The 15,553-nt window shown below is 71.7% G+C and carries 16 protein-coding genes and 1 tRNA gene; 8 read left to right on the top strand and 9 right to left on the bottom strand.

Going from position 1 to position 15,553, the window contains the following annotated elements; genetic code table 11:
• The first annotated feature begins 182 nt into the window (after positions 1-182).
• On the top strand, positions 183-1,232 hold the full coding sequence (locus MKL01_RS11145) for a ketopantoate reductase family protein (RefSeq protein ID WP_243905276.1): 1,050 nt from the start codon (positions 183-185) through the stop codon (positions 1,230-1,232).
• Between the two features lie 42 nt (positions 1,233-1,274).
• Here the strand turns inward: MKL01_RS11145 and MKL01_RS11150 are convergent, their stop codons facing one another.
• The 3 genes from MKL01_RS11150 to MKL01_RS11160 form a co-directional block, all read right to left on the bottom strand.
• A complete protein-coding gene (locus MKL01_RS11150) occupies positions 1,275-1,613 on the bottom strand; it encodes a DUF1491 family protein (protein WP_243905277.1) in 339 nt (112 codons plus the stop codon).
• 106 nt (positions 1,614-1,719) lie between these two features.
• The gene (locus MKL01_RS11155) at positions 1,720-2,430 is read right to left on the bottom strand and encodes a peptidoglycan-binding domain-containing protein (protein WP_243905484.1); all 711 of its coding nucleotides are present in this window, start codon (positions 2,428-2,430) and stop codon (positions 1,720-1,722) included.
• 27 nt (positions 2,431-2,457) lie between these two features.
• Positions 2,458-4,350: a sensor histidine kinase gene (locus tag MKL01_RS11160; RefSeq protein WP_243905278.1), complete on the bottom strand. Its 1,893-nt coding sequence runs from the start codon at positions 4,348-4,350 to the stop codon at positions 2,458-2,460.
• Positions 4,351-4,604: 254 nt separating this feature from the next.
• Between MKL01_RS11160 and MKL01_RS11165 the strand changes: the two genes are divergently transcribed.
• Positions 4,605-4,895, top strand: a complete 291-nt coding sequence (locus MKL01_RS11165) for a hypothetical protein (protein WP_243905279.1) — start codon at positions 4,605-4,607, stop codon at positions 4,893-4,895.
• 4 nt (positions 4,896-4,899) lie between these two features.
• Here MKL01_RS11165 and MKL01_RS11170 read toward each other — a convergent pair whose 3' ends face one another.
• From MKL01_RS11170 to MKL01_RS11185, 4 genes are all read right to left on the bottom strand, one after another.
• Positions 4,900-6,018: a DUF2336 domain-containing protein gene (locus MKL01_RS11170; protein ID WP_243905280.1), complete on the bottom strand. Its 1,119-nt coding sequence runs from the start codon at positions 6,016-6,018 to the stop codon at positions 4,900-4,902.
• Positions 6,019-6,239: 221 nt separating this feature from the next.
• Positions 6,240-6,596: a hypothetical protein gene (locus MKL01_RS11175; RefSeq protein ID WP_243905281.1), complete on the bottom strand. Its 357-nt coding sequence runs from the start codon at positions 6,594-6,596 to the stop codon at positions 6,240-6,242.
• Between the two features lie 70 nt (positions 6,597-6,666).
• Positions 6,667-7,128 carry a GNAT family N-acetyltransferase gene (locus MKL01_RS11180; protein ID WP_243905282.1) on the bottom strand — a complete coding sequence of 154 codons (462 nt, stop codon included), beginning with the start codon at positions 7,126-7,128 and terminating at the stop codon, positions 6,667-6,669.
• Positions 7,129-7,203: 75 nt separating this feature from the next.
• Positions 7,204-7,731, bottom strand: coding sequence for a hypothetical protein (locus tag MKL01_RS11185; RefSeq protein WP_243905283.1), 528 nt, complete (start codon positions 7,729-7,731; stop codon positions 7,204-7,206).
• Between the two features lie 208 nt (positions 7,732-7,939).
• Here MKL01_RS11185 and MKL01_RS11190 point away from each other — a divergent pair, with 208 nt between their 5' ends.
• On the top strand, positions 7,940-8,161 hold the full coding sequence (locus MKL01_RS11190) for a hypothetical protein (RefSeq protein ID WP_243905284.1): 222 nt from the start codon (positions 7,940-7,942) through the stop codon (positions 8,159-8,161).
• Between the two features lie 162 nt (positions 8,162-8,323).
• Here the strand turns inward: MKL01_RS11190 and MKL01_RS11195 are convergent, their stop codons facing one another.
• On the bottom strand, positions 8,324-8,833 hold the full coding sequence (locus tag MKL01_RS11195; RefSeq protein ID WP_243905285.1) for a MucR family transcriptional regulator: 510 nt from the start codon (positions 8,831-8,833) through the stop codon (positions 8,324-8,326).
• 440 nt (positions 8,834-9,273) lie between these two features.
• Between MKL01_RS11195 and MKL01_RS11200 the strand changes: the two genes are divergently transcribed.
• From MKL01_RS11200 to MKL01_RS11220, 5 genes are all read left to right on the top strand, one after another.
• Positions 9,274-9,687, top strand: coding sequence for a PaaI family thioesterase (locus MKL01_RS11200; protein WP_243905286.1), 414 nt, complete (start codon positions 9,274-9,276; stop codon positions 9,685-9,687).
• 69 nt (positions 9,688-9,756) lie between these two features.
• A complete protein-coding gene (gene hemF, locus MKL01_RS11205; RefSeq protein WP_243905287.1) occupies positions 9,757-10,689 on the top strand; it encodes an oxygen-dependent coproporphyrinogen oxidase in 933 nt (310 codons plus the stop codon).
• The gene (locus tag MKL01_RS11210; protein ID WP_243905288.1) at positions 10,686-11,804 is read left to right on the top strand and encodes an ATP-dependent RecD-like DNA helicase; all 1,119 of its coding nucleotides are present in this window, start codon (positions 10,686-10,688) and stop codon (positions 11,802-11,804) included. The genes hemF and MKL01_RS11210 overlap by 4 nt, the downstream gene beginning before the upstream one ends.
• Positions 11,805-11,887: 83 nt before the next feature.
• Positions 11,888-11,977 (top strand) — tRNA-Ser (locus tag MKL01_RS11215).
• Positions 11,978-12,088: 111 nt separating this feature from the next.
• A complete protein-coding gene (locus MKL01_RS11220; RefSeq protein ID WP_243905289.1) occupies positions 12,089-13,711 on the top strand; it encodes a DUF6538 domain-containing protein in 1,623 nt (540 codons plus the stop codon).
• Positions 13,712-13,718: 7 nt separating this feature from the next.
• Here MKL01_RS11220 and MKL01_RS11225 read toward each other — a convergent pair whose 3' ends face one another.
• Complete coding sequence (locus MKL01_RS11225; protein ID WP_243905290.1) at positions 13,719-15,137, bottom strand: reverse transcriptase domain-containing protein; 1,419 nt, start codon at positions 15,135-15,137, stop codon at positions 13,719-13,721.
• Positions 15,138-15,553: the final 416 nt, after the last annotated feature.

The following is a 15,553-nucleotide window of genomic DNA, read 5'->3' on the forward strand; positions in this document are numbered from 1 at the left end:
GGATCGCCCCGCCTGTCACCGGAGGGGCGTCACAAGCGGATTGGGATTAGGTATACCAGAAGGCTTGCGTTCCTTTCGGCCGGCTGCCATCCATCGTCGGTGCGATGGGGGCGGAGGCGTGGACCCGCTGTCCCCAGCAGCCAGACAACACACAGCAGTCTTCAATGCTGGGGAGGACCGACGTGGCCAAGAACATCCTGATCCTGGGAGCCTCCTACGGCTCGCTCCTGGGGACCAAGCTCCTGATGGCCGGTCACAACGTGACCCTGGTCTGCCGCAGGAAGACCGCCGACCTGATCAACCGCGAGGGCACCGAGGTCCGGATCAAGCTCCGCGACGAGAAGGAGCACCGGTCGATCCTGTCGCGTGACCTGCCCGGCAAGGTGGACGCCATGCCGCCGGAGGAGGTCGACGTGTCGCGCTACGACCTCGTCGGCCTCGCCATGCAGGAGCCGCAGTACAACAACCACACGATCCGCGTCCTGATGATCAAGATCGCGGCGGCGAAGCTGCCGTGCCTGTCGATCATGAACATGCCGCCGCTGCCCTATCTCAAGCGGATCCCGGGTCTCGCCGCCATGGACCTGGAGGACGCCTACACCAATGCCGGCGTCTGGGACCGGTTCGAGCCCGGTCTGGTGTCGCTGTGCTCGCCCGATCCGCAGGCCTTCCGGCCGCCCGAGGAGGAGGCGAACGTCCTCCATGTCGGGTTGCCGACGAACTTCAAGGCCGCGATCTTCGCGGACGAGACGCACAACCGACTGCTCCGGGAGCTGGAGGCCGACATCGACGCGGTCCGCCTCGACGGCCAGGACGTGCCGGTGAAGCTCAAGGTATTCGATTCGCTGTTCGTGCCGCTGGCGAAGTGGTCGATGCTGCTCACCGGCAACTACCGCTGCATCACCCCGGGCGAGCCGCAATCGATCCACGACGCCGTCCACGGCGACCTGGCCCGCTCGCGGGCGATCTACGAGCACGTCGACGCCATCGCCCGGAAGCTCGGCGCCGACCCGGCCGATCAGGTGCCGTTCGAGAAATACGCCAAGGCCGCCGAGAGCCTGCTGAAGCCGTCCTCGGCCGCCCGCGCGGTGGCGAACGGTGCCCCCTACATCGAGCGGGTCGACCTGCTGGTGAAGCTGATCTCCCACCAGCTCGGCGAGCCCAGTGCCGAGATCGACCGCACGGTCGAGACCGTCGACCGGAAGCTCGACGAGCGCATCATCGAGGGCTGACACCCGCGTCGTCGCGGGCGGCGCGGAGCGCCCGGCAGCCGGTCACTCCGCCAGGTCCAGGGAATGCCGTCCCTGGCGGTCGTCGATCTCGATGATCCAGAGATCGGAATCGAACCGGATCTCCCGGGTCAGGCGCTCCTCCACGTCGGGCGGGCTGCCGCCGGTGACGACGGCCACGAAGCGGCGCGCGCCGCTCTCCTCGGCCTCGAACAGGGCCTGCGGCGCCGGCCCGTAGAGGTCGGCGCTGCCGTCGAGGCGGTCGACCTTCACGAAGATCGCGCCCGCCTCCGCGGCCCCGCGCCGCCGCAGCACCGCCGGGACGCCCTCGACGTCGAGGCGCCGCAGGTGGGCCGAGACCCAGAAATCGGAGCGCAGGCGCATGCGTCTGTGGCCTCGTGACAACCCGCCCGCCATGCGCGAAAGGGTCGGCCGTGGCAACCGCCGGCGCGCTCGACCGGACGCATTGGCGGCGAATCCGGACGACGCTCTAACCGTGTCCCGCCCGGCTGACGAGCTCGCGCAGGGTCCGGCCCGTCGCCTCTCCGGTCACCGGCAGCTTGGCGCTCCGCTCGAACTTCTCGATCGCCGCGCGGGTGCCCGGGCCCATCGCGCCGTCGGGCTTGATCGCGTAGCCGAGCTTCGACAGGGCCTTCTGCGCCCGCCGGACCGGATCCGCGTCCGTCTCCGGTTTGGCCGCCTTCGCGGTGTCCTTCACGGCCGGCTTGGCGGCCGGCTTGGCGACCGGGCGGGCCGGGGACGCCTTCGGTGTCACCGAGGCGGTGGTCTCGTCCGAGCGGATCAGCTCGCCGATCGCGTCCCGGGGCGCCGGCTTGGCCGGAGCGGCGGCCTGGTCAGGCTCGGGGCGCGCCGTCTCCCTGGCGATGTCCCGGACCGGCTCCCTGGCGGCCGGTGCCGCCTCGCGCGGCGCGGGGGCCTTCCGGGCGAGCTTGGGCAGAATCGGAGCCGGGTGGCGTCCGGCCTGGTAGCCGAGGGCGTTGACGCAGATGAAGCCGGCCGCACCCAGGGCCACGAGGCTGCCGAGGACGGTGCCCGGGCTGTTGCGGCAGGTGGTCACCGTCGCCCTCAGGGCACCCACGAGCACGGCCCGCCAATCGCCCGCGACGGCGGCCCGGCGCGGCGCGGGCCGGCGTGCGCGGCCGGCCTCGCCCGGTACGGTGATCTCGCGGTAGCCTGACATCATGTCTCCTTCCGGGGGATCTGGGGCTCAGCCGGTCCGGCGCAGGACCGTTCCGGCGACGGTCGAGGCGGGGCTCGGCTCCGCGTCGAACAGGCCGAGCGGCAGGCGCACCACGCGGTGCGGCGCCGGGGCGCCCCGCACCGCCGTGCGGATCGGGGCGGGGCCGGGCACGGAGGCCTCGGCCCGGCAGGCGAGGGGCAGGGTCACGGTCACGACGGTGCCTCCCTGCGGCGCGCTCTCGATCAGGAGAGCGCCGCCGTGCAGGCCGACCAGGCCCTGCACCACCGAGAGGCCGAGGCCGGTCCCCTCGTGCGGGCGCTTGTAGCCGCCGCTGCCGGCCTGGAAGAACGGGGTGCCGAGCTTGGGCAGGTCCTCCGCGCCGATGCCGACGCCGGTATCGGCGACGACGATGTCCAGGCTGTCCGCGCGGCGGCGCAGGGACAGGTCGACCCGGCCCCCCCGCGGCGTGAACTTCACCGCGTTGGAGATCAGGTTGATCAGCACCTGCCGGCAGGCGGCGGGATCGGCCGTGATCTCGATCGGCCCCGACGGGGCGGCGGCGAGGACGACGCCGGCGGCATCGGCCTTCAGGCGCATCAGGTCGCAGCAGGCCTGGACGAGGCCGGCGATGTCGAAGGTCTCCGGCGCGCAGTCGAAGTTGCCGCTCTGGATCCGGCTCATGTCGAGCAGCGTGTTGACGACCCCGAGCAGGTGGTGGCCGGAGGCGCCGATGATCCCGGCATATTCCCGGGCCTGGTCCGGGCCGAGGCCGACGGCGCCTTCGCCCGCCAGCACCTCGGAGAAGCCGATGATCGCGTTGAGCGGCGTGCGCAGCTCGTGGGTGACGTTGGCCAGGAACCGGCCCTTGATCGCGTCGGCGCGCTCGGCCTCGGCGCGGGCGCGCTCCAGCTCCTCGGCGTGGCGGTGGTGCTCGGTCATGTCGCGGGTCACCGCCACCACGGCGGTGGCGGCGTCGTGCGGGCCATGGGCGATCCGGTGGGCGCGCATCTCCGCGTGGATCAGGTTCGCGCCGTCGGCCCGGCCGGCCTCCGGCTCGACGTGGAGCCGCAGCGGCAGGGTGGCGGGCCGCCCGGTCTCGGCGACGTCGCTCACGGCCTTGAGGTAGGCCGGCCGGTCGGCCACGTGGACGCGCTCCAGGAGCCCGTGGCCGCGCAGCCGCGCCGGGTCGCTGCCGACGAGCCGGACCGCCGAGACCGAGGCCTCCAGCACCCGGCCGTTGCGGTCGTGCCAGGTCACGAGATCGTCGATGGCCGAGAGCAGGAGCCGGTCGCGGACCGCGTTGTCGCGCAGCCGCTCGCGCCACGCGCCCTCGTTGCGGACGTGCTCCAGGGCCTGCGCGGCGACGTGGCCGATCGCCGTGATCGCGAAGGCCGGCAGCGCGAGCCCGGCCGAGATGTCCATGACCGGCAGGGCGCCGGCCCAGGCGCCGAGGCCCACCACCGCCAGCACGCCGAGCACCGCCATGACGGAGGCGGCGATCGTGGCCCGGAGCGAGCCGGAGACCAGCGCCTCCAGGGGAACCGCCACCAGCCAGACCGCGGCGGCCGAGCTGGCGCCGCCGGTGACGCTCGCCAGCGCCACGACGATGCCGGTCAGGCCCGCCGAGGACACCGCATGGGCGAGCCAGAGGGCGCCCGAGCGGGCGAGGAGCACGGCGGCGAGCACCGGGAGGAGAAGGCTCGCGATGGCCAGCACCTCGATGCCGGACGGCACGCCGCGCCAGAGCAGGTAGGGCGGCAGCCCGACCATCATCACCGCGCCGGTGGCGAGGCGCGAGACCAGGAAGCGCTGGTGGCGCGCCCGGGCCGCCGCATCGTCGGCCACGGACTCGTGGACGAGCCCCGTGAGCCGGTCGTCGATGAAAGAAGTCAGGACATTTTTAATGGGCAAGGCTGGCACGCGCCGCGATGTATGCGTTTCCGCATCCCTCGCGCCTCCGGTTCCACTTCCAACGACTTCCGGACGGTCGCAGAGCCGGCTTAAACGAGTGTTGCGGGACTTGTCCGAACGGTCAGGATGCTTTCCACGAGGTAACCAGCCGCCCCGAGGCCAGGCTTCGTTCACCATGGCGCGCGAAAACCCGGACCGGTTGAGGGCCGGTTCACGAAACCTGTCGAATTCTCGCGTCCGACACCGCGCGGAGAAACCGTCCGATGACCGTCCTGCTGCGCGCCGCCCTGGTGATCGGCGTGCTGTCCTACCTCGCGCTGATGCGCACCGGCGCCGATCCCTCCGCCGAAGCCCGCAGGTTAACGGGGTCGCTGCCGGGCCCTCAGGCGGCCCTCGACGCGGTCCCCCCCGAGGCCCGCGAGCGCGCGATGCGCGCCGTGCTGGCCCGGGGGCTGATGGCGGAGCTGAGCCGCCGCGCCGCCGAGCCGGTCTCGAACGACACGCTGGAGGAGGCCGACCGGTCGCCCGCGTGGCGGGGCGTCGAGGGCCGCTGATCCGTCAGGCCGTCTCCGTCCGGGCCCGCAGCGGCAGGGGCGGGCGCTGCAAGGCCGCGCGCTCCCCACCCTGGCGCAGCTTGGCCTCAGGGCCGTGCAGCGGCTGGTGCGGCTCGGTCCGGCCGCGCTCCTGGAGCGGCCGGTCGAGGATCGCCGCGATGAGGTCCCGGGCGGCCGGCCGGCTCACGGTGCGGAACAGGCGCACGAGATCGGCCACGCGCTCGGCCGAGCGGGCGACACCCTGGTTGAGGGTGAGGAAGATGTAGACCGCCTCCTCCTCGTGCAGGCCGGCCGCGCGCAGGCCGAGCGTCAGGAGGTCGTAGCGGGCGCCCGCGTCGGCGACCACGGCAAGGAAATTGCGGGGCACGCCGAGCCCGTCCGCCAGGGCCGCCACGAAGGCGGCCACGTCGCGGGCGGCGGACAGGCCGGTCAGGGTTTCGCCGAGGCCCCGGGGCGGGGGCGGGGCGGGGCGCAGGGCGGCGGTCGCCTCGACGGTCCGGCCGATCACCGACCGGCGCATCGGATCGGCGTGCAGGTACAGGGGAGCGAGGTCGGCGGCGGAGACGTCGGGGCGGATCAGGAGAGCCCGGGCGAGGTCGGCCGCGCCCCGGCCGCGGCCGACCAGCCGGGCCAGCGCGGCCCCGCGCAGGGTGATGCCGAGATTGGCGGCGAGCGCCAGATCGATTTCCGGGCGGCCCTCGCGGACGAGTTCGTCCACCGCCTCGCGGCTCAGGCCGGCCCGGGCTGCGATCCGGGCCGCGATGTCGGACCCGTCGGCCAGCGCCGCCTCGATCAGCGGGCGGCTCAGGACCGGGGCCAGTTCCACCACGGCGTCGCGGGCGCCGCCGCCCCGCAGGGCGAGCGCTTCCAGGATCGCGGGGGGCGTCTCGGGGAAGGGGGCGAGCTTGCCCGCGACCACGCGGGCGGTCTCCTCGTCCACGGTGGGGATCAGCCCGCAGGCCAGGGACTCGAAGATCTCGATGGCGGTGCGGTCCCGGCCCGGAGCCCGGACGAACAGGTCGGTCTGCACCCGCAGGATCACCGGCTTCAGATCGAGATTCTCGATGCGTGCCAGTGCGAGGAGCCCGGACAGGTCCGGCGGAGCATCGACGGATGGGGGCATGGACGGTCGGGTTACGCAGGACTGCAGTAAGGCTACGCTAACCGCATCGGCGTGAATCGACCTTTAACCCGCCGCCCGCGGGGGCTTGCGCGGCTGCATCATTGCGGGACGGACAAGCGCCTCCACGAAGGCCGTCGCGTCGTCCCGGGATCCGGCGCGGGCGCGCCCGCGGCGTCCCGGGTTAACGGCGCGCGACGGCAGCGCCGATCGCCCGCGCGGCCTCACCGGGTCAGCCACAGCGCGAGGCCCAGCCCCACGGCCGCCAGCACGATGAAGCCGGCATAGACCGGCAGGACCCAGGGCTGCCGCTGATGCACGTAGCCCGCCTTCGCCCTCTCCGAGGGCGCCCGCTCGTTCTGCCGCGCGAGGCGGATCTCCCGCGACGTCGGCGGCGCGCCGCCGGCCTCCTCGCAGGTGCCGAGCGGCGCGGCCCCGACATCCACGTGGGGGGTCTTGTCGCCCGTACGCCCGCTGTCGATGTCGCCCTTGAGCTGCGCCGAGGTCGGCGCCTCGGAGTCGGGCGGCGGGTCCGCGCCCAGGTTTCCGGGCGGCGGCGGGGTCTCGGATCGTAACGTCATCGGCGGAACTCCAGTCTCCCCCGATCAACGCCCGGAACGGGCGTCGGCTGCGGTCAGGTTGTCGCGGGCCTCAAGCGTCCCCGGAGCCGCGCTTCAGCAGCGACCGCGCCTGCATCCGGCCCGCCTCCGTGAAGCCCGTGGCGGCGCAGAAGGCGCGCAGCGCCTCCTGGCCCGGCTCGACGCTCATCAGCAGCCGGTCGCAGGCCGCCTGCCGGGCCGCCCGCCCGGCCGCCTTCAGCAGCACCCGCCCGATCCCCCGGCGCCGGGAGTCGGCCGCGACCACCAGGGTCGTGATCAGCCCGAAGGGCCGCGCGGCCTCGAGGGTGAAGACGGGCGCGAGCGCCACGAGGCCGCTCGGCGGCCCCCACTCCACGGCGACGAGGGCGGTGCCGCCGTGGCGCTGCAGCGCCTCGAGCCGGGCCGCGAGATCCGCCGCGCCGATCCCGGCGCCCGCCTCGCCGAGGAGAACCGCGAGACCGGCCGCGTCGGGGGCCGCCGCCGCGCGGATCTCCAGCCCGTAGCGATTTCCCAACGCCCGCTCCCGCCTCCCGCGCCCGAGCCGCGAACGACCCCGGCGTTCAACCCCGGCCGGCGCGACCGGGCGCCGTCAGACCCGGCGCCAGCCCGGCTGCCCCGGATCGACCAGCCTGTAGTTCACCGGCGCGATCCCGCAGATCGCGATCACGGCCGGCTCGGTGCCGTCGCGGACCACGCCGTCGTAATGCGGCGTGCCGGCGACCCGGCGCACGAAGCTGCCCGCCTTCACCGGCACGCAGGCGGCGGGATCGAAATCCGCCCCGCTGTTGCACCACCACGTGCCGGACAGGATCATGCAGAGCCGGTCGGTCGTGTAGGTGTGGGGGGCGCTCATGTAGCCCGGCCACCAGCGGATCAGCATGTAGTAGAGCCCGGAGCCGTTGATGTCGCCGGCGAGCGTGCAGCGGTCGACGCTGCGCTCAGGGTAGTCCTTCGAGGCGACCCACGGCAGGTCGTCGGGCGGCCGGATGATCGTCTGCTCCGGATTGAGCGGACTGGCCTGAGCTTCGTTGCCCAGGAGGACCGGGAGCGCCCCGAACAGCGAGGCCGCGAGCAGATCGCGCCGGCTCGCGGCCGCGCTCGATAGCATGTCCGACATCGTGGAGGTCCGTCCCTACCGCCGGCGGCGATCCGGTCGCCGCTCTCGTCGCGTCAGCGTCGCATGGATCGCCCCAGGATTGAAGTCTCGGGAGACGTGCGGCGGTCCGCGAGACGCGGTCGGAAGCCGGGGCCGCCGTCCGGGCGGAACGCGCCGGGCGCTCCGCGCTTTGGCCCCGCAGCCGCGAGGTCGGCCGGGAGGGCGCAGCATGGCGGGCAGGGTGTCGGACGAAGCCGCGGAGGGGCGGACTGGTGGCGGGATGCCCGAGCCGACGGGGCGAGCGGGCGATCGGCCCGAGGACCCGGATCGCGGGGCCCGGCGCGACGGGTCTCCCCCCGGCGGGGCCGACAGCGGGACGGCGGAGAGCGAGAAGGCCGCGCGGGAGATCGCCGCCGGGGATGTGGCCGACGATCTCGCCGATTTTGCGTGAGCGGGGCGGGCGGCGTAGCCGGGGTGCCGCCCCGGATCGGTCCGTGCGGCGGACCTGCGCCGACGCGCCGACGCCTCGCCCGCCGAGACCTCCGATCGGTCGCAGGTGGCCACCGCAGAACCGGCGGCCGCCTGCGCGCAGGCGCGATCGGGTCGCGCCCGGTCAGGCCGTCTCTTTGGCCTTGCGCGGACGGCTCGCCTTCTTGGGCTTCTCGGCAACCTCTTCCTCGGCCGGCGCGGGGGCCGCCGGGGCCGCGGACTTGCGGCGCTGCTGGCCGAGACCGAGGCTGCGGGCGAGTTCGGACCGCTGGGCGGAGTAGTTCGCGGCCGTCGAGGGATAGTCGCGCGGCAACCCGAAGCGCTCGCGATACTGCTCGATCGTCAGGCCGTTGCGCGAGAGGTGGCGCTTGAGCGTCTTGTACGGCTTGCCGTCGATGAAGGAGACCAGCGCGTCCGGGGTCACCGACTTGCGGACCTGCGCGGGTGTGGGCTTGTCGGCCGCCTCCGTGACCGTCGCGGCCGGCGCGGACAGCTTGGCCAGGGCCGCGTGGACGCCGGCGAGCAGTCCGGGCAGCTCGCTGATCGGGACCGAATTGTTCGAGACATACGCCGAGACGATGTCCGATGCCTGCTCGATAAAGGTCTGCTGCTGTTCAGGGGTGTTGTCGTCCATCGATGATTCCCTCTATCCGGCGGTGGTGACACGGTTCTATCGTCTGTGCAGCAAAATCAAGTCGTCGTCTAGGATTTCCCGACACAATGCCTCGGTCGTGAACACGCATATTATTCAAGCGGCCGGTGGAGCTGAAATCGTTGGCTGAGAAACGCCGTAGCGGCAACGCGCACTTGCACAGGCTTGCGTTTCCCGGCGCCCCACCCGTACGCCGGCCGTCCTCGCCGAGCCGGTCCTCTCCTCTGAAAAGATCCCTTCCCGGTCTGACAAAACCCGCGATATCTCGTGCGGGTGCCCGCCGGGCCGAATTTTCTGCATGACGGACGCGTGCCAAGACGTGCCGGAGGGCGCCAACCGGCCCCGACGGCGATAGGGTGTTGGGACGATGCGGCGATCCGGGCCATAACCCGCGCGGCGGGGCGAGATCCGGGGCGACCAGCGTGGACCAGCAGAGCGAGCCGGGCACCATCTTCGGGGCCCATATCCCCTTCGTGACGTTCTGCGGGATCGAGGCGCTCGACGTCAGCGACGGCCGGACGCGCCTGCGCCTCGCCCTCCGGCCGGAGCACGCCAACAACCTCGGCATCGCCCATGGCGGGATCCTCTGCACCCTGCTCGACGTCGCCCTCGGGACGGCCGCCCGCCTCCGGGCCGGACGGCCCGTGGTGACCCTCGACATGCAGACCCGGTTCCTCGCCCCCGGGCGCGGCGTCCTGTCGGCGGAGGGCCGCGTCACCCGGGCCGGGCGCTCCGTGATCTTCTGCGAGGCCGAGATCCGCGACGCGGACGGGGCGCTGGTGGCGAGCGCGACCGGCCTGCTCAAGCCGGTGGGCGAGCGGCCGGCGGCCCCCTGAGCCGGTGCGCGCCCGCGTCCGGTCGGGGCCGAATTGACGCCGGTCCGATCCGGTGGGAAAGCCTCTGTCATGACGATGCCGGACGATGCGCGCGCAGCCCTGGCTGCGCCTCCCTCAGAGGCCGATGTGGCGGCCCTGAAATCCGAGGCCGCGACGTGGTTTGAGACCCTGCGCGATCGCATCCTGGCGAGTCTCGAGGCCCTCGAGGCCGAGGCCGCGGGTCCGTTCCACCCGGACGCCCCCGCGGCTCCCGGACTCTTCGAGAAGACTCCGTGGACCCGCACCGACCATACCGGCCGTCCGGGCGGCGGCGGCGTCATGGCGATGCTGAAGGGCCGGGTGTTCGAGAAGGCCGGCGTCCACATCTCGACCGTGCACGGTGAGTTCGCCCCGGAATTCCGCGCCCAGATGCCCGGGGCGTCCGAGGATCCCCGCTTCTTCGCCACCGGGATCTCGCTGATCGCCCATCCCTGGAACCCGCACGCGCCGACCGTGCACATGAACACGCGGTTCGTCGTGACGACCCGGGCCTGGTTCGGCGGCGGGGCCGACCTCACCCCGGTCCTGGCGCGCCGCCGCAACCAGGACGATCCGGACAGCCGCCACTTCCACGCCTGCCTGCGGCGCGCCTGCGCGGCGCACGGCATCGACCACGACCGCTACAAGGCCTGGTGCGACGAGTACTTCCACCTCAAGCACCGGGACGAACCCCGCGGCATCGGCGGCATCTTCTACGACTATCTCTGGAGCGGCGACCCGCGGGCCGATCTCGCCTTCACCCGCGAGGTCGGGCAGGCCTTCCTGGAGGCCTATCCGAAGATCGTCCGCGACAATGTCGGGACCGCCTGGACCGAGGCCGACCGCTTCGAGCAGCAGGTGCGGCGCGGGCGCTACGTCGAGTTCAACCTGCTCTACGACCGGGGCACGATCTTCGGGTTGAAGACCGGCGGCAACGTCGCGTCGATCCTGTCGTCCCTGCCGCCGACCGTGCGCTGGCCGTGAGCGCGGGACTGCCGGCCGCCTACGCCCCCCAGCAGGACGCGGCGCTGAAGGCGATCGCCGCCTGGCGGCGGGCGGGCGGGTCCCAGGTGTTCCGGCTGTTCGGCTATGCCGGCACCGGCAAGACCACGCTCGCCCGCCGGATCGCCGAGGATGTCGACGGCACGGTGGTGTACGGGGCCTTCACCGGCAAGGCGGCCTCGGTGATGCGCCAGAAGGGCTGCCACGACGCCGCGACGATCCACTCGCTGATCTACCGCACCAAGGAGGCCGACGAGGGCGGCCCGACCTTCACGCTGAACCGGTCCGGCCCGGCCGCCAAGGCGGACCTGATCATCATCGACGAATGCTCGATGGTGGATTCGGACCTCGGCAACGATCTCCTGTCCTTCGAGCGGCCGGTCCTGGTGCTGGGGGACCCGGCGCAGTTGCCGCCGGTGCGCGGCGGCGGCTTCTTCACCGAGGCGGAGCCCGACGTGATGCTCACGGAGGTGCACCGGCAGGCCAAGGACGACCCGATCGTCCGCATGGCGATGACCATCCGCGAGGGCGGCCGGCTGGACCTCGGCATCCACGGCCAGAGCCGGGTCGTGTCGCGCCGCGCCCTCGACCCGGCCGAGGTGCTCGAATGCGACCAGGTCCTGGTCGGGCTCAACAAGACCCGCCGCCTCTACAACGGCCGGCTGCGGGAGCTCGCCGGCCACACCGACCCGATGCCGGCGGTGGGGGAGAAGCTGGTCTGCCTCCGGAACGACCGGGTGAAGGGCCTGCTCAACGGCTCGACCTGGACGGTCCAGGCGCTGCGGGCGCCGCCGCGGCCGGACCTGGTCCGCCTCGACGTGGTGCCGGAGGACGACCCGGCGCTGCGCCGCCGGCCCACGGACATCAAGGTTCTGCGCGCCCTGATCACCGGCACCGACGAGGAGATCCCCCTGGCCCTGCGCCGCGAGACCGACGAGTTCACCTACGGCTACGCGCTCACGGTGCACAAGGCGCAGGGCTCGCAATGGGACCGGGTGACGCTCTTCGACGAATCCTACGCGTTCCGCGAGCACCGCGCCCGCTGGCTCTACACGGGCCTCACCCGCGCCGCGCAGGCGATCACCGTGGTGGTCTGACCGGGCGGCTGCCGCACCGCGACGTCGCTTGTGAAGCCTCACCGCGCGTGCTAGGCACCGCCGGTCTCTTCGAGACGCCTCGCGGAGAGGTGGCAGAGCGGTTGAATGCACCGCACTCGAAATGCGGCATGCCTGCAAGGGCATCGGGGGTTCGAATCCCCCCCTCTCCGCCAAGCGCCCCTTTAAGTGCTTGATTTTCCAGAAGTCGTTGACCGGTAAGGCTTTTTGAACCGCCTGGTGGTACACACAGGTGGTACACAGTGCCGTTGCCGATGCCCCGACCCGTGAAGCACAAGACCGGCGTCTATTACCTCCGCAGGCGCGTGCCTGCGGACCTGGTGAAGCTCGTCGGCAAGACCGAGGAGAAGGTGTCGCTTCGGACGAAGGACCCGGCCGAGGCCAAGGCCCGTCACTTCGCCGAGATCTACAAGCTGGAAGAGCGCTGGGCGACCATGCGCAAGGGGCAGCAGGCCCTCTCGGGCAAGCAGGTCCAGGCCCTGGTCGGGGACATCTACCGCGCCAAGGTCGCGGAGCATGCGGACGACCCCGGTTCCCCGGAGACCTGGCGGCGTCTCGCCGACGACGAACGACGCCGGCAGGACGTTCGGCGTCGAACGGCGGGCAAGCCCTCCGCCCTGCGGCTCGCCACCGGCTGGTCGGAGGCGGAGGCCGTCATCCGGGCGCGTCACGGCGAGGCCGTCGACGAGTTCCTCGCGGACAAGGGGGTGGTCGTCTCGGAGGCGGACCACCGCCGGATCCTCATCGCCGCGGCTGAGGCGACCCGACTGGCGCACGAGAGCATCCTCCGGAACGCCCACGGCGATTACTCGCCCGACGGCAACGCCGAGCGCTTTCCCCCGTCGACTTCGGCCGCGGGGCCGCTCAAGTTCGCGCCGGTCTGGGCGGACTACCAGCGCCAGAGCAAGCTCAGGCCGGCCACCGTGAAGCGCTGGAGCCCGATCCTCAGGAAGTTCATCGCCTTCGTCGGCGTCGACGACCTGCGCCGCATCACGCCGGCCGACGTGATTCGGTGGCGGGACAAGATGCTGAGCGAGGGCTCGGGCCTGGACCCGATCACCGTCCGGGACGTCTACCTTGCCGCGCCGAAGGCGCTGCTGGGCTTTGCGTCCGACCACTCGAAGATCGGCGTCAACCCGGCCGCCAACGTCACGGTGAAGGTCAAGAGCAAGGGGACCGCCCGCGACAAGGACTTCAGGGACGAGGAGGCCGAGAAGATCCTGTCGGCCGCCCTGGCGCCACAGAACGACCTCTCCTCTCCGGAGCTCAAGGACGCTCGGCGCTGGATACCGTGGCTGTGCGCCTATACAGGGGCGCGGGTCAACGAGATGACGCAGCTCCGGCAGGAGGACGTCATGCTGATCGACAGGATCTGGGTGGTTCACATCACGCCCGAGGCGGGCGGGACGAAGACTGGGTTCGCGCGGGCGGTCCCGATCCATGACCACCTCATAGAGCAGGGGTTTCTCGCGTTTGCCCAGGGCAAGGCGAAGGGCCCGCTCTTCTACGATTCAAGGCGCGGCAGGGGCGGTTCGGCAGGCAACCCGCATCACGTTCGGATGGGGCAAAAGATCGGCGAGTGGGTCCGGGCCATCGGCGTGAAAGACCCCAACGTCCAGCCGAACCACGGCTGGCGGCATCGCTTCAAGACCGTGGGCCGTACCGTTGGCATGGACTCCCAGAAGCTGGACTTCATCCAGGGGCATGCGGCCGATACCGAGGGCCGGAAGTACGGCCGTTTCCCGCCTCGGGCGCTGAAGCCGGAGATCGACAAGATCCCGCGCTATGAGGTCGTGCCTGCCGCCGCGCTCGACCGCCGGAGGAAGGCCAGTCGCTTGAAGTCTCCTGTCGAGCCGGAGTCGAGCGTCGACGCGGAGCCCGCCGAATAGGGTTCCGTCAGGCTGCCACCACGTTCTCTGCGGCTTCGGGGGGTGCCACCGTCGGCATGGCCAGCAACGGCACGGCTGAAACCGGCCCCGGACTGCCCTTGAGGTCCGGCGTGGGTTCCTCGACCGCGATGATGGTGCGCCTGACCTTCCGCTTGGCCGGCCAGACGAAGGGATCCCGCTGCATCCCCGCGAGCGACTCGATGCCGAGCAGCGCGCGGCGGCCGTCGACGTCCGCTGCCTTGCGCTCGTCGGAGTAGGTGCCGAGGTAGTCCCGGATCAGTCGCTCCACGGCGGCGTCGAGCGCGGCGAAGGTCGCCTCGTCGTTGCAGAAGCGGTAGTGCCGACCCCAGCCCTGGATGGCTCCGTCGGCCCGACGCAGCGTGCCCAGCAAGGATTGAGCCTTCGGGAGCGGCATGCCCCTACGGAACGCCCGGAACGCGGCCGCGCCGTTGCCGAGCGTCTCGCCCAGGGACGTGATGAACTTTTGCTGGGACTTGGCGGACGGGCGGATGAGGCCGTTCCTTAGGTCGATGCCGAGGAACTCGAAGCCGTCGGCGACGCCCCGGGGCTCCGCGTGGGTCTTCTCCGGCGACAGGCTCATCCCCAGGTCGGCGAGAAGACGCGTCGCCAGCCGCATGCGGGCCGCAGCCGCCCTTCGGGTGGGCGCGAGGACGATGAAGTCGTCGATGTAACGGATGCAGCGGCAGTCGCCCTCGTTCATGATCCGGTCGAAGTCGCTGAGGATCACGTTTCCGAGCAGAGGCGAGAGCGAGTTCCCCTGCGCGACGCCGATGTCGTGGATCGGGAATTTCTCCGCCCGCTCGCGTAGCTCGGCCATGTTGCTGAGCTCGACCCTTACGGCGTCCGTCAGCAGGGCCATGAACGCGTCGTCCCGCACGACACTCGCGATAATGCCGGTCACCGTCGATTTCGAGATCCTCGTGAAGAACCCGCTGATGTCCGCGCAGGAGACGTAGGCCGCGCCGTCGCCTATGGCCGACAGCACCGCCCGGATGGCGGCGGGCACGGCCGCGAGATCCTGCCCTTCCGCCTTTCTGATGCCCCCGAAGCTGTTCGGGTTGCGAAAGTAGGGCTTCAGATCCTCGATGTCGGTAAGCACACCGAGGATCGACCTCTGGACGACGCGGGCTTCGACGGTGGCGAGCACGATGGGGCGGAAGCTCGCCCTGTCCTTCTTGTCGCCCTTCGGGATGGGCACCGCCCTGGCTGGCGGAAATCGGAAGGTGTCGCGGCGCAGCCGGTCACACAGGGACCGCAGCTTCGAGGACACGTTCTCGCGGAATGCCTCGATCTCGGAGCGGACGGTCTCGGACTTGGAGAAGCGGCCATTGTCCTCGATTACCCGCCACGCGCGTTCGAGGCTGGCGCCCTTTCGGACCTCCCTGAGGAGCGCAGACCCGGCCATCCACCTAACCTCTAGTCTCAGGGCCCTGTTGTTTCACCCATACCCGTCCGACCAGGCTCTGCCCTCACCGGAGGTACCTTTCGGCCCGATCCGGACGGAGGCGGTTGCGGCTTTCGCCACGACCGTTCCGCCACTCCGCCACTGCGGGCTACCGGGCGAGCCGGCCCCCGTCGCGACCAGAGCGAAAGAGATCCCCGCGAGGAATGCCGTCAGGCCGCCTCGGCGTGACCGCGCCGCCTTTCGGCTGGCACGTTTTTGCTTGTCGCGCTCCGCATCATCTCCGACCTCCCCGCACCGTACCGTTTTTGGCCAGCGCGCAAGGGGCCGATGCCCACGCGACGCCGCCCCGCCCGCGAAATAAATTCGTCCAGCCGCCCAACAGGTCCCTTCCAGAGATAAGGTTGCGGCTGGTCTAT

The organism is Methylobacterium sp. J-070, from assembly GCF_022829385.1.
Lineage (GTDB): Bacteria > Pseudomonadota > Alphaproteobacteria > Rhizobiales > Beijerinckiaceae > Methylobacterium.